General features: G+C 60.6%; 10 protein-coding genes. 5 read left to right on the top strand and 5 right to left on the bottom strand.

All coding sequences use genetic code 11. From position 1 onward, the window contains the following. Positions 1-21: 21 nt before the first annotated feature. On the top strand, positions 22-843 hold the full coding sequence (efeO, locus tag KZX66_RS10005; protein WP_248078863.1) for an iron uptake system protein EfeO: 822 nt from the start codon (positions 22-24) through the stop codon (positions 841-843). 62 nt (positions 844-905) lie between these two features. Here the strand turns inward: efeO and KZX66_RS10000 are convergent, their stop codons facing one another. Both KZX66_RS10000 and pssA read right to left on the bottom strand, forming a co-directional pair. Continuing rightward, on the bottom strand, positions 906-4,733 hold the full coding sequence (locus KZX66_RS10000; protein ID WP_248078860.1) for a hypothetical protein: 3,828 nt from the start codon (positions 4,731-4,733) through the stop codon (positions 906-908). Between the two features lie 171 nt (positions 4,734-4,904). Further along, positions 4,905-6,248 carry a CDP-diacylglycerol--serine O-phosphatidyltransferase gene (gene pssA, locus KZX66_RS09995; protein ID WP_248078857.1) on the bottom strand — a complete coding sequence of 448 codons (1,344 nt, stop codon included), beginning with the start codon at positions 6,246-6,248 and terminating at the stop codon, positions 4,905-4,907. A 125-nt stretch (positions 6,249-6,373) separates the two neighbouring features. On the opposite strand from pssA, the gene KZX66_RS09990 reads away from it, so the two are divergent. Both KZX66_RS09990 and KZX66_RS09985 read left to right on the top strand, forming a co-directional pair. After that, positions 6,374-6,937 carry a TetR/AcrR family transcriptional regulator gene (locus KZX66_RS09990; RefSeq protein WP_248078854.1) on the top strand — a complete coding sequence of 188 codons (564 nt, stop codon included), beginning with the start codon at positions 6,374-6,376 and terminating at the stop codon, positions 6,935-6,937. Between the two features lie 40 nt (positions 6,938-6,977). Continuing rightward, entirely contained in the window at positions 6,978-7,457 is a 480-nt protein-coding gene (locus tag KZX66_RS09985) for a nuclear transport factor 2 family protein (protein ID WP_248078852.1), read from the top strand. A 33-nt stretch (positions 7,458-7,490) separates the two neighbouring features. Here KZX66_RS09985 and KZX66_RS09980 read toward each other — a convergent pair whose 3' ends face one another. Both KZX66_RS09980 and KZX66_RS09975 read right to left on the bottom strand, forming a co-directional pair. Further along, entirely contained in the window at positions 7,491-8,639 is a 1,149-nt protein-coding gene (locus KZX66_RS09980) for a PQQ-dependent sugar dehydrogenase (RefSeq protein WP_248078850.1), read from the bottom strand. Positions 8,640-8,650: 11 nt separating this feature from the next. Next, positions 8,651-8,965, bottom strand: a complete 315-nt coding sequence (locus KZX66_RS09975; protein WP_248078849.1) for a hypothetical protein — start codon at positions 8,963-8,965, stop codon at positions 8,651-8,653. Between the two features lie 183 nt (positions 8,966-9,148). On the opposite strand from KZX66_RS09975, the gene KZX66_RS09970 reads away from it, so the two are divergent. Both KZX66_RS09970 and ligD read left to right on the top strand, forming a co-directional pair. Next, positions 9,149-9,988: a Ku protein gene (locus KZX66_RS09970; RefSeq protein ID WP_248078845.1), complete on the top strand. Its 840-nt coding sequence runs from the start codon at positions 9,149-9,151 to the stop codon at positions 9,986-9,988. A 24-nt stretch (positions 9,989-10,012) separates the two neighbouring features. After that, positions 10,013-12,502, top strand: a complete 2,490-nt coding sequence (ligD, locus tag KZX66_RS09965) for a DNA ligase D (protein ID WP_248078842.1) — start codon at positions 10,013-10,015, stop codon at positions 12,500-12,502. An 18-nt stretch (positions 12,503-12,520) separates the two neighbouring features. Here the strand turns inward: ligD and lpxO are convergent, their stop codons facing one another. After that, complete coding sequence (lpxO, locus tag KZX66_RS09960) at positions 12,521-13,420, bottom strand: lipid A hydroxylase LpxO (RefSeq protein ID WP_248078840.1); 900 nt, start codon at positions 13,418-13,420, stop codon at positions 12,521-12,523. Positions 13,421-13,506: the final 86 nt, after the last annotated feature.

Raw genomic sequence — 13,506 nt, 5'->3', positions numbered from 1 at the left:
CCTCACAGCGGAAACCGTCCCATGAAGAAGTCGACTCTCGCGTTGTCGTTGCTTATGACCCTTTCGCCCCTCGCCGCTTTTGCCGCCAACACGGCGCCGCTGGATCTGGTAGGCCCGGTGTCGGACTACAAGCTCTACGTCACCGAAGAAATCGGTGAGCTGGTGACCCAGACCCAGGCGTTCACCGACGCCATCAACAAAGGCGACCTGGCCACCGCTAAAAAGCTCTACGCGCCGACCCGCGTGCACTATGAGTCGATCGAGCCGATCGCCGAGCTGTTCAGCGACCTCGACGCCTCCATCGATTCGCGCGTCGACGACCACGAAAAAGGCGTGACGGCCGAAGACTTCACCGGTTTCCATCGCATCGAATACGCGTTGTTCTCGCAGAACTCCACCAGAGGCCTGGAAGCGCTGACCGCCAAGCTCAACACCGACGTCAACGACCTCAAGGCCCGCGTCGATGGCCTGACCTTCCCGCCGGAAAAAGTCGTGGGCGGCGCCGCCGCGTTGCTCGAAGAAGTCGCCGCCACCAAGATCTCCGGCGAAGAAGACCGCTACAGCCATACCGACCTGTACGATTTCCAGGGCAACATCGACGGCGCTAAGAAAATCGTCGACCTGTTCCGTGGCCAGATCGACAAGCAAGACAAGGCATTCCTGGCCAAGGTCGACAAGAACTTCGCCGCCGTGGATAAGATCCTGGCCAAGTACAAAACCAAGGACGGCGGCTTCGAAACCTATGACAAGGTCAAAGAAGCCGACCGCAAAGCCCTGGTGGGCCCGGTCAACACCCTGGCTGAAGACCTGTCGATGCTGCGCGGCAAGTTGGGTTTGAACTGATTGGCCGCCCCGGCGTGCGTGCAGCCCGGTCTCGGCTGCCGCAGGCCCGGGCCGCTCTGGTTTCAGTTCGCCTGCGGTATGAACTGCTCCAGGGGTGTGCCTTCGGGTCTTTGCGTTAAGGGGTTGATCGCGTACCAGTAGCCGCTCTTCTGGATCGCATGGACCTGCTGGTGACCGATAGAGCCTTTGCGCGATCCCGCCCACTGGCTGTCCGAGGCGCTTGAGGGGGCAAACAAGGTATCGTGCGCGCCAACGGTCCAGCGCCATTGTTCAAAGGTCTTCACCGGTAAAAAGGTGCTCGATCCAAGACGAAATGGACGTCCCCGCGCAAACGTTTTAAGGGCGTTCGGGCCAGCGCGCACAATCTCAGGAAGACTTTCCAGCGGGTTGAATACCCCCCGCAAAAAGGTACCCGCGCCTTTCAGTGCCGCCATGCTGAACGGCGTGCGATTGAACCGAATCAGTATTTTCGCCCCCTTGGCAAAGCTTTTGACTCCAGCCCACCCACCGGTGGCGATCAAAGACGCCATGTCGATTAGCAGTCCTTGCACGCCCGCTCGGGTATTGCCCTCCACCAGATCCGCCAGTGCGCCCACAAACGGGATAAGGCTGAGGACCGTGCGCGCATTTTCGGCGGTAAAAATAGGGGTGCCTGAGGCAAACGGGTAGGCACGGCGGCGTTCAAGCCTGGTGGGTTGATTGGCATAGTCGAGCAACGCCTCGCGTTTGCCGTCGAAGCTATAGGCCAGCAGGGTGTCCACGAGTTTCGCGGTGGTGGAAGAAACAAAGGTGTTGGGTGCGCGTGGATTTGCTTTGTCGCCTGAGCCACGCAACGGGCGGCCGTACTTTTCAATGATGACCTCCGAGCTCACCCCGGAGCGTGGCACGGTGCCTGAGCGATAGGCCTCAAAATCGTAGGGCAGCGTCACCCCCTTCTGCACCTTGATCGGCGAATAGCCACCCAGCCCGGTGGGCTCATAGCCTCTGGTGATGTGATCGCCCAATGGCAAATCATCGGGCAGGTCGGTTCGTTCGATGATTTTCATCGAGTTGGGGAACACTTCGTAGTAGCCATATTTGGGGGTGGCCTGACCTGTTTCGTAGCGCATCAACAGGCCGTGGGTGCCGCGTTTTGTTGCCACTTTCGAGTCCGGCGCTTTGTCGTGCTCCAGGCTTTCACCGGTGCCTGTACGGAGCGTGAAAAACTGAATTTCGTTTGACGACTCCAGTGCCGTGCGCTGTTTCAGAGGTAATTCAGCGAAGGCCAGCTTCATCGCCGTCGCCTGGGCCTTTCGGCGGTCAGCAAGGTACTGATCAACCGCCGGTTGCACCAGCGACGTGATCGTCGGCAGACGACTGATGCGCTGGAAAAAAGTCGCCTGGGAAATCTGCGGGTGATTGAAGTTATAGGTTTTGTCACCCTTGAACAGGCCGTTGAAAGAAGCAGTGAGTTTGAGCCAAAAACTCGCATCTTCAGCCTCCCCCGCCAAAATGAAGTCAACCAGCAATGGCTGGCGGGTTTCCAGGTGTGCGTGATTGCGGGGGTCATAAGGTTCATCGGTCACGAGATCCAGCCTGGCCGCGCGAATCTCTTGTTCAGTCATTTCAGGAAACAACGACGTTAGTTGTTTGACTAATAGGCTTCTTTGCGTGGGAGGCTCACGTGTCAACGCCTCGAAAGCGTCGCGCGTCGTTTTTTCCCGCTCGGTAAACGCTTTGGAGGCGGCCTCATAATCCGTGCTGGAGTAAGTGCGATCGGAGGTGGCCGGATAGATGCCCGCCATGACACCCCAGTCCAACACTGCCTGGGCGCCCATCATTTTGATCAATGCCTCATGGTTAGGCCCTGTCGGGGCTTGACGTGCCAGAGCCAGGGCCTGCTGAAGGTTCAGCCGCGAATCGCCTGCCATCGCGCTGGCCAGGCGCACGCTCATCCACGCCGTGGAACCGACCTTGATACTGAGCGGGTCCCCGTTGAGCGGGTTGAGGGGGTCGTCGGGTAAGCCAGGGTCTCGCTTGATCAGCATTTCCGGCGCCGACTGGGCCAGGTACAAGTGGGCCATCAATGCCGAGACCTTAGGGTCAACGCCTTTGTCTATCAAGCGACGCTCGACGTCACTCCTGATCTGTTTAAGCGTGCGACCCAGATTGGCCGGTTGGTACAGATCGTAACCCGCCACCGTCCCTGGAAGCCCTGGCACCGGCGCGTCGACACTGAACTTGAGGGCCGTCGCCAGAACTTGATGGCGGTCAGCCCTTGGGAGCGCTTGACCGTCGGCCACGGCAAACAGCTTCAGGGATTTAGCGATAGTGTCTGCCAGCGCACTGGCGCCTGGGGAGTCAAAAAAGGCCGCGAGCTGGCTGTCCGGGTCGGGGAAGGATTGGAAGCCCGACGGGTCAGGGGAAAACGCCTTGAACAACGCCATGACCTGCTTGGAGGCGCTTTTGAGTATGTGCCTGGCGGCGCCAGGCAGATCCCCCAGGCCCGGCCCATAGGGCGTCATGCCCGCGTAGTTACCTGCCGGAGGAGGCGCCGGCAACTGCGTGTTGAAACCGCTCAGGGCCGCGCGCATTTGGCCGACGGTTTGCGGAACGTCAAGCGCATAGTGCGCCATGGCCTGACGGGCGTCATACGTGCGCGTGGAATACAGCGCATCACCGGTTTTTTTACTCAGTGTCACTAACCGATCCAGCTCCGCGCCCATTTGACGCGCCGCAGCTTGCGCGTCTGCATTGCCCCCGCGAGACACTTTCCCGACCTCATCCTCAAAAGCACGCAGCAGCGACACCCACTGACCTGCGCGATCGCGCATCTGCAAGTCACCCGCCGACAGCCTGTATTCATGCGCCCCGGATTCAGCACCCAAGCGTCGAAAGCCGGTCTTGTCCAAAAAGGCCTGGAACGTCGCAGATGCCAGAAATTGCTGAAACCGTTCGCGGTTTTTTTTACTGAGCTGATCCAGGCTTGCGCCGGGGGCGACCACCACGCTCAACCCATTCAGATCCAGCGGATCGTTGTCCTCTTTGCCCTCAAGCAAGGGTTGCAGCAGCTCGGACAGGCGCTCCCGTACGGCACCGTCCTCTTTGTAGCGCCGTTGCTGTTTGAGTTGCGCCGCCCACTGATCACGCTGCGCCTGCGATATTGACGGCCAGCCATTCCCTTTGAGCTGTTTGCCCAACAGGGCCATCGCCTTTTCATTTTTAGGTGCCTGAACCCCATAAAAGTCCAACAGCACAATAAGTGGAATATTCGCCGTGGCAGCACCGATGCCGAGGGGAATGCCCCAGTTGTTCGGCGAGAGGATCCTTTGCAGCGCAGACACCTGTGTGCTGACCTGTCCCCAGCCGGAACCGTCGGTGGCGCTAAAACGTTGGAAGGTTTCCTTGCCATCGCGCACCACGATGCCCACCACGGCACCGTCCAGTACCCTTACGGTCTCTGGCTTGAAGCCCTTGGATTCGATCCACGCCTGGAGGCGCGAGTCTTTCAGCGCAGCGTTGTACAGGGCAATAAACGGCGCAATGGATGCCTTTTTCGGCACCGCGTTATCAGGCGGGTTGCCGGTACGCAGCCAACGGTTCAGGTTCTTCTGCAGCTTTTTATCGGCATCGCTTGTCTCGGCGACGGTCGGGAAACGCTCACCCGCGCCGACCGCCTTGGCGGCATGTCGCTGGACGCGGTTTTGCGGCTCGCGCAACGGGTCTGCGAGCCCGTCCAAAAGCACGGCGCGCAGCGAACGACTGTCGTGGAGTGGGCGTTGCGGGCGGGTCGGGCTTGAATGCTGCGGCACAGTGTCATCCCGGGCGCCGCCTACGGCCATAATCGGCGCTTCAGGCACTTGGGGAACGAACGATACGGGTGCAACAGGGGGTCTGCTGATGGTTGTCATACTCACGCTCTCTATCCAAAAGAATGGCGAGAGTTCCAGTCCTTAGAACTGTCGGCAGAAAACGTAAGGGACAACACGCAAGCAAACCGTAGGCAAATTCCCAATGACCCAAGGGCAATGCCCTAAACGGCGAACGGAAACCACGGAGTTCGCCGTGCAGTCGACTCAGGCCTACAGGATGCGATAGAGCAAACGTTCAATCCGCACGCGGCTGACCCGACGCAGAAACTTGCCCACCGCCGGCGGGTAGTCCACCAGCGTCTCCAACTGCTGATAACCCTCAATGCGCGTGGTGTGCTGGAAAATCTGCGCCAGCTCGGTACGCCGTGGCCCCAGCCATTGGCCTTGCGGATCATCTATCAGCAAGGCGTTCTCCAGGTCGAGGCGGAAGGCCCGTGGGTTGAGGTTGTTGCCGGTCAACAAGGTGTAACGCTCATCGACCCACATGCCCTTGAGGTGGTAGGTGTTATCGCCGTCGCGCCACAGGTGCAGGTTGAGCTGGCCTTTGTCGATCACCGGCTGATGGCGCTTGGCGAAGCGGCGCAGGCTGATTTCGTACAGATACGGCAAGGCCGCAATCACCTTGAACGGCTCGCTGGGCGGAATGTAGAAGTCGTTGGCGGTCTTGTCGCCGACAATGATGTCGATCTTCACGCCGCGTGCCAGGGCACGGTTGATCTCGCGGGTCACTGGCAGCGGCAGGTTGAAGTATGGCGTGCAGATGGTCAGTTGATGCTGGGCGCCGGCGATCAGCTCCAGGATCACCCGACTCAACGGGTTGTTCTTGCCTACACCCAGCAGCGGGCTGACCGACAGGTGGCCGTTGGGCAATTGCCCGGCAGTGGTGTCATAGGCGGCATGCTTCAAGCGGCTGCGCAGGTCACCGATATCGTTGCGTAAGCTGCGGGTGGTCGGCGGGTTGGGCAGGTCCAGGCGATGCACCGCCTTGGACGCCACCAGCCCATGTTCCACCAGGTGCTGCATGGAGTCGGCCAGGGGCTGGCTGTGGATCAGGTGATAACGGTCGAAACGGTATTTGTCGAATTTGTGCAGATACACGTTGTTCAGGCTGGCGCCGCTGTAAAGCACGCTGTCGTCGATCACAAAGCCCTTGAGATGCAACACACCGAACAGTTCGCGGGTTTGTACCGGCACGCCGTACACCGGCACTTCGCTGCTGTGGCGTGCGGTCATGGCTTGGTACCAGGCGCTGTTGCCGGGCTGCTTGCCGGCACCGATCAACCCGCGCTGGGCGCGCAGCCAGTCGACCACCACCACGATGTCCAGCTCTGGCCGCTTGGCCTTGGCGGCGTGCAGGGCGTCGTAGATTTCCTGCCCTGCTTCATCCTGCTGCAAATACAGCGCGACAATGTAGATCCGCCGGGTGGCCTGGGGGATCAGCTCCAGCAGGCGCTGGCGATATGCGGCAGCACCGGACAACACCTCAAGGGCATCGGGAGTCAGGGGGAAACCGCGCAGTTTGGGCAACAGAGAGCGTTTGAAGAACGACGGCATAAGGCTCGCAATGGGTCGAATCCGAAGAGGCCCCGAGCTTACACCATGGGTGTGCTCAGGTCTCGCTGGCTGGCATGGAAAAAAGTTTATTGACCAAGAAGAACGATCGTTCTACTGTTTAACGCATGAACGACATGCCCCCGAATGAAACCCGCGACATTATCCTCGACGTCACCGAGAAGTTGATCTATCGCCATGGCATCGCCGCCACCGGCATGGATTTTCTGGTAAAGACCGCCGGTGTCTCGCGCAAAAGTATCTACCGCTACTTCGCCAATAAGGACGAACTGGTGCTTGCTGCGCTGCGCCGTCGCGATGAGCGCTGGCTCAACTGGCTGCGCGACGAAGTGGAACGCGTCGACGGCCGTGGCGAACGCCTGCTGGCGCTGTTCGGCGCGTTGAAAACCTGGTTCGGCTCAGCAGACTTTCGCGGCTGCGCCTTTATCAACACCAGCGGCGAAACCGGCGACCCGCACGACCCGGTGCGGCTGCTGGCCAAGGCCCATAAGCAGAAACTGTTCGAGTACGTCCTCGAACTGTGTCAAGCACATGGCACCCCCGAGCCCGAACGGCAGGCCGCGCACCTGCTGATCCTGATCGATGGCGCCATTACCGTTGCCCTGGTCATGGGCGATTCCACTGCCGCCGATAACGCGCAATGCATGGCGCAAACGTTATTGGGGCTGTGAATGCCCGCTTGCGCAACTTCGTATTAACAGGAGCCATGACATGTCGAACACCACAGAACCCCGCCCGCCGTTGCCGCCGTTCACCCGTGAATCGGCGGTTGAAAAAGTACGCCTGGCCGAAGACGGCTGGAACTCCCGCGACCCGCAACGGGTGTCCCTGGCTTACACGCTGGACACGCAATGGCGCAACCGCGCCGAATTCGCCCATAGCCGTGAAGAAGCCAAGGCTTTTCTCATGCGCAAATGGGCCAGGGAATTGGATTACCGGCTGATCAAAGAGCTATGGGCCTTTACCGATAACCGCATTGCCGTGCGTTACGCCTACGAATGGCACGACGACTCGGGCAACTGGTTTCGTTCGTATGGCAACGAGAATTGGCAGTTCGACGAGAACGGCCTGATGGCCCACCGTTTTGCCTGTATCAACGACATGCCCATCAAAGACAGCGAGCGCAAGTTCCGCTGGCCGCTGGGGCGGCGCCCGGATGAGCATCCGGGCTTGTCCGAGTTGGGCCTGTAAAAGACGCCGGGGCCGGTTTACCGGCCCCAACCCTCAGTCCTGATTCAAACCGACGCGATATAGCACGCCGTCATCCTCGTCCGTCAGCACATACAAATAGCCATCCGGCCCCTGCCGCACATCGCGAATCCGTGCTTTCAGGCCACCGAGCAAGCGCTCCTCATGCACGACCTTGTCCCCATCGAATTGCAGCCGGATCAGCTCCTGGCTGGACAGCGCGCCGATAAACACGTTGTGCTGCCACGCCTTGAAGCGGTCACCGTCATAGAAGGCCATGCCACTGATGGCCGGTGATTTTTCCCACACATGGTGCGGCGCGACGGTCCCTTCGGCGGTCTTGCCCGTGGCCTCGGGGATCGGCGTCAGGGAATAGTTGATGCCGTGGGTCGCCAGCGGCCAGCCGTAGTTTTTGCCGCGCTCGATGATATTGACCTCATCGCCACCGCGCGGCCCGTGTTCGTTTTCCCAGATCGTGCCGCTCCAGGGGTTCAGCGCCAGGCCCTGGGGGTTGCGCTGGCCATAGGACCAGATTTCAGGGCGTACGCCCTGCTGGCCGACGAAGGGGTTGTCATCCGGCACACGGCCGTCGGGGAAAATCCGCACGACCTTGCCTTGCAACTTGTCCAGGTCTTGGGCGGTGGGCCGGTCGTTATTCTCTCCCAGCGTCACGAACAGGTAGCCATCGCGGTCAAACGCCAGGCGTGAGCCAAAATGATTGCCGGTAGACAACTTGGGCTCCTGGCGCAGGATCACCTTGAAATCAGTCAAGCCGCTGAGGTCGGTCGCCAGGCGACCGCGGCCCACTGCGGTGCCGGCCGTGCCGCCCTTGCCGCCGCCTTCGGCATACGACAGGTAGACCATGCGGTCCTCCTTGAAGTCAGGCGACAGAACCACATCGAGCAAACCGCCCTGCCCTTTGGCCCAGACTTCGGGCACCCCGGTCAGCGGGGCCGAGAGTTTGCCATCCGGGCTGACAAACCGCAGGTGGCCGGGGCGTTCGGTGACCAGGAAACCACCGTTGTCCGGCAAAAACGCCAGCGCCCACGGATGGTCCAGGCCTTTGGCAATGGGCGTGGCCGTGACGCTGCCTTGTTCACTGGGGAATTGCTGAGCATCGGCGGCATACACAGCGCTGAAGGTCGTTGCGCAGAGGGCTGCTAACAGGGTTTTGCGTAGGAGCATAAGACGAGTCCTTACCGGCGATTGCCGTTGGCATCATAAGTGGGGGCTTTGGTCTCGGTGGCCGGACGGCTTGGGGTGGCGTTGCGCTGCGGATAGCGATTGCCGATACCACCGTTTTCCAGGGTCGGCGTGCGCGGGGTGGGCCCGGTCTGAATGCCACGCGTTGCCGGCGCATTGGGCTGGGTGCCCTGCATGCTATTGGGGTTGGCGCGATGAATCGCTCCGTTGTTGGAGTTGTTACTGCCAGGCAGGTTCTGCGCCTGAGCGCATGGACCCAGGGCCAGGCCCAGCATCAACGCAGCCACGTGGCGTATACAGGTGTTCATGGCAAAGCCTCTCACGGCGAGGAGTACGTGCTTTCGATAACACGCTACGCCAGGGGTTCGGCGTTGGTAACTAAATACTTCCTCAGCAGGTGTAACACGATCTGTCCGCGCATCCGTCCGGGGAAACTTTTCGCGCAGCCTTCGAGTCACCAGAACACTGGGACTTCTTGAGGAATTGCACATATGCCACGGGCAATCTGGAAAGGCGCGATCAGCTTCGGTTTGGTTCATATCCCGGTATCGCTGGTCTCAGCGACATCGGCACAAGGCGTCGACTTTGACTGGCTGGACAAGCGCACCATGGACCCGGTGGGCTACAAACGCATCAACAAGACCACCGGCAAGGAAGTCACCAAAGAAAACATCGTCAAGGGTGTGGCCTTTGAGAAAGGCCGCTACGTGGTGCTCAGCGAGGACGAGATTCGCTCGGCGCACCCCAAATCGACCCAGACCATCGACATCATCGCCTTTGTCGCCGGTGACCAGATCCCATTGCAGAACATCGATACCCCCTACTTTCTGGCCCCGGATAAACGCGGCGGCAAGGTCTATGCGCTACTGCGCGAAACCCTCAAGAAAACCCGCAAGGTCGCCCTGGCCAATGTGGTGCTGCACACCAAACAGCATTTGGCCGCCTTGATGCCGCTGGAATCTGCGCTGGTGCTGGTCATGCTGCGCTGGCCCGCCGAGGTGCGCAGCCTGGATGAGCTGGAACTGGGCAGCGACGTCACCAAGCCCAGCCTGGCCAAAGGCGAGTTGGACATGGCCAAGCGTCTGGTGGAAGACATGAGCGCCGACTGGCAGCCCGATGACTACCGCGACACCTTCCAGGACAAAATCATGGCCCTGGTGGCCAAGAAGGCCAAAGCCGGCAAGATCGAAGACGTGGAATCCCAGGAAGGCAGCGACGAGCGCAAGTCGGCCGATGTGATTGACCTCACCGAGTTGCTCAAGCGCAGCCTGGCCGGCAAGCCCGCCGCGAAAAAAACCGCCTCGAAAAAATCCACCAAAAAGGCCTCTTGAGCCCGTCGCATGCTGGAGAAACCCATGGCCAAGCCCCTGAGCGAATACAACCGCAAACGTGACTTCGAGATCACCGCCGAACCGTCCGGCAGCGCGCCCGCCCGCAAGCATAAGGCGTCAGCACTGTCGTTCGTGATCCAGAAACACGCCGCGCGCAACCTGCACTACGACTTTCGCCTGGAGCTCGACGGTGTGCTCAAAAGCTGGGCCGTGCCCAAAGGCCCGAGCCTGGACCCCAGCCAGAAACGCCTGGCGGTGCATGTGGAAGACCACCCGCTGAGCTATGGCAGTTTCGAAGGCAGCATCCCGCCTGGCCAATACGGTGCCGGTGACGTAATCGTCTGGGACCGAGGCGTGTGGCAACCCCACGACGATCCTCATCAGGCCTACGCCGCCGGCAAGCTCAAGTTCAGCCTGGTAGGCGAGAAACTCGCGGGGGACTGGGCGCTCGTGCGTACACGCTTGCACGGCAGCGGTGACAAGGAACAATGGTTACTGATCAAGGAAAAAGACGAACAGGCACGCCCCGCCGACGACTATGACATCGTGCAGGCCCAACCGGACAGCGTGCTCAGCGATGCCACCATCGGCGCGCCAAAGGGGCGAAAGAAAGCCGCAAAGGTGGCAAAGGCCAAGCCTGCCGCGACCGCCCTCCCCGAGCAATTCAGCCCACAATTGGCCACCCTTGTAGACCGCCCTCCTGAAGGCGATTGGCAATATGAAATCAAGTTCGACGGTTACCGCATGCTGGCGCGCATTCGCGACGGCGAGGTGCGCCTGTTTACCCGCAACGGCCACGACTGGACCGAGCGCTTGCCGCGCCAGGCAAAGGCGCTGCAAGCGCTCAAACTCAAGGACAGTTGGCTCGATGGCGAAGTGGTCAGCCTCAACGGCGAGGGCTTGCCGGATTTCCAGGCGCTGCAAAGTGCGTTCGACATCGGCCGCAGCCTGGACATCGTTTATTACGTGTTTGACGCGCCGTTTCTGAAGGGCCAGGACATGCGCCAGAGGCCTGTCGAAGAACGCCGCGCGGCGCTCAAGGCAGCGCTGAGCGCCAGTAAAAGCAAGCTGCTGCGCTTTTCTGAAGCCTTCGCGGCGCATCATCGCGACATCTTTGAAAGCGCCTGCGACCTGGCCCTGGAAGGCGTCATCGGTAAACGCCTGGGCAGCCCCTATGTGTCCAGTCGCAGTACCGATTGGATAAAACTCAAATGTCGCTTGCGCCAGGAGTTCGTCATCGTCGGCTACACCCGCCCCCAAGGCTCGCGCACGGGGTTTGGCGCGTTGCTGCTGGCCGTCAATGACGACAACGGGCTGGTGTATGCCGGCCGCGTGGGCACGGGGTTCGACCACGCGTCCCTGGCCAGTATCTACAAGCAGCTCCGGACGCTGGAACGCGAGACGTCGCCCCTGCAAAAAACCCTGACCAGCACCCAGGCGCGCGGTGTGCATTGGGTGGAGCCGACACTGGTCGGTGAGGTGCAGTTTGCCGAGTGGACCCGCGAAGGCGTGGTGCGTCAGGCTGCTTTCGTGAGTATGCGCACCGACAAACCCGCCGCGCAGATCGTGCATGAGCAGCCGCGCAAAGCGAAGTCCCTGAACACGCCAGCCACAAAAAAAGCCACCGGTGGTGTGACGATCACGCACCCCGAGCGAATCATCGACAAACAAAGCGGCACGCAAAAGCAGGCGCTGGCGCAGTTTTACCAGGCCATCAGCGACTGGATCCTGCCTTTTCTGCGCCAACGACCGGTGTCCCTGCTGAGGGCGCCCGAAGGCGTCGAGGGCGAGCAGTTCTTTCAGAAACACACCGAGCGCCTGTCCATTCCCCATATCACTCAACTGGACCCGGCGCTCGACCCCGGCCACGCACGCTTGATGGAAATCGGCAGCGCCCAGGCCCTGCTCGGCGCCGTGCAGATGGGCACCATCGAGTTGCATACCTGGGGGGCCACGTACGACAAGATCGACACCCCGGACCTGTTTGTGCTCGACCTCGACCCGGACCCGGCGCTGCCCTGGAAAAGCATGCTGGAGGCGGCTCAACTCACCTTATCGGTACTCGATGACTTGGGGCTTGAGGCGTTCGTCAAGACCAGCGGCGGTAAAGGCTTGCATCTGGTGGTGCCACTGGCGCGGCGCGATGACTGGGACACGGTAAAAGCCTTCGCCAAAGCCATCGCGCAGTTCATGACGCAGCAACTGCCCGAACGCTTCACCGCCACGTCCGGGCCGAAAAACCGGGTCGGTAAAATTTTTATCGATTACCTGCGCAATGCCCGCGGCGCCAGTACCGTGGCCGCCTATTCGGTGCGCGCACGGCCAGGGCTGCCGGTGTCGGTACCGATCAGCCGCGAGGAGTTGAAGGGGTTGCGCGGCGCGCAGCAGTGGACGGTGGCCAACCTGCAGCAACGCTTGCAGCGGCTCAAGGACGACCCGTGGGCCGGTTATGCCCATCGGCAGAAGATCAGCAAAAAAATGTGGGACAAGCTGGGCGCGCAACCTGCGCAATGAGCGGCGCCCCAGCCGCCTTTAGATCAACACGAAGATCAGCGCCAGCGCGGCAAAAATCGCCCATTTCTCCAGGTAGTAACGGGTGCGGTTGCGCTTCTTGAGTTCTTTACCGCGCAAGCGAATCTTGTACAGACGGGTAAACGCACGGTTAAGCGCGCCGGTCCTGTCGCCCTCATCGTTGGGCGATCCAGCGGCAGCCATGACGGTGCGGCTGAACCAGCGATTGAAGGCTGCCGCCCAGCGGTATTTCATCGGACGTTCGACGTCGCAAAACAGAATGATCCGGTTGTGCTGTGTGGTGTTCTCGGCGAAGTGGATGTAGGTCTCGTCGAACATTATCGGCTCACCGTCACGCCAGTAGTAGTTTTCGCCGTCCACGTTGATGTAACAGCCGGGATCATTCGGGGTATCCAGGCCCAGGTGATAGCGGTAGGACCCGGCGTACGGATCGCGATGGCGTACCAGCCTGGAGCCGGGCGGCAACTCGGCGAACATCGCCGCCTTGATCGAACCGATGCTTTGCACCAACTGCGTGGTCCGCGGGCACAACTTCATGGCAGACGGGTGGCTGTCGCCATACCACTTAAGGTAGAAACGCTTCCAGCCCGACTTGAAAAACGAGTTGAAACCCACGTCGTTGTACTGCTCCGAGCGCTTGATCGCCCCGGCCTGCATCAGGTTCTGGCCTTCCTGACGGATTTCCTCCCAATGCTCTTGCAATGGGCTCAGGTCCGGAAAGTCAGCCGGCGACAGATAGGGCCGGCCAGGCAGTTTGGAAAACAGATAGAGGAAGCAGTTGATCGGCGCCAGGAACGTCGAATGATCGCTGAGTTGCCGGCCCAGCGTGTGTCGCACCCGGCCACGCAGGTGAACATACGCAATGGAGGCAAGGTAGAGAGCAACAATGATGAGTTTCAAGGGATTTCGTCACACGTCAGAAGAGAACAGGCTGCTCCCGCGTGCCCACGACGGCCGAGGATGGAATGCAGCACCTGAAATCACAA

Source organism: Pseudomonas sp. EYE_354 (genome assembly GCF_023148575.1).
Lineage (GTDB): Bacteria > Pseudomonadota > Gammaproteobacteria > Pseudomonadales > Pseudomonadaceae > Aquipseudomonas.
The sequence above is the reverse complement of the archived record's forward strand: the minus strand, read 5'-3'. Positions and strand labels throughout refer to the sequence as shown.

Bases quoted from the DNA above. Each gene is read 5' to 3' on its own strand.
- KZX66_RS10000 (WP_248078860.1), bottom strand. From the start codon at position 4,733: ATGACAACCATCAGCAGACCCCCTGTTGCACCCGTATCGTTCGTTCCC.
- efeO (WP_248078863.1), top strand. From the start codon at position 22: ATGAAGAAGTCGACTCTCGCGTTGTCGTTGCTTATGACCCTTTCGCCC.
- KZX66_RS09980 (WP_248078850.1), bottom strand. From the start codon at position 8,639: ATGCTCCTACGCAAAACCCTGTTAGCAGCCCTCTGCGCAACGACCTTC.
- KZX66_RS09970 (WP_248078845.1), top strand. From the start codon at position 9,149: ATGCCACGGGCAATCTGGAAAGGCGCGATCAGCTTCGGTTTGGTTCAT.
- ligD (WP_248078842.1), top strand. From the start codon at position 10,013: ATGGCCAAGCCCCTGAGCGAATACAACCGCAAACGTGACTTCGAGATC.
- KZX66_RS09990 (WP_248078854.1), top strand. From the start codon at position 6,374: ATGAACGACATGCCCCCGAATGAAACCCGCGACATTATCCTCGACGTC.
- KZX66_RS09985 (WP_248078852.1), top strand. From the start codon at position 6,978: ATGTCGAACACCACAGAACCCCGCCCGCCGTTGCCGCCGTTCACCCGT.
- KZX66_RS09975 (WP_248078849.1), bottom strand. From the start codon at position 8,965: ATGAACACCTGTATACGCCACGTGGCTGCGTTGATGCTGGGCCTGGCC.
- pssA (WP_248078857.1), bottom strand. From the start codon at position 6,248: ATGCCGTCGTTCTTCAAACGCTCTCTGTTGCCCAAACTGCGCGGTTTC.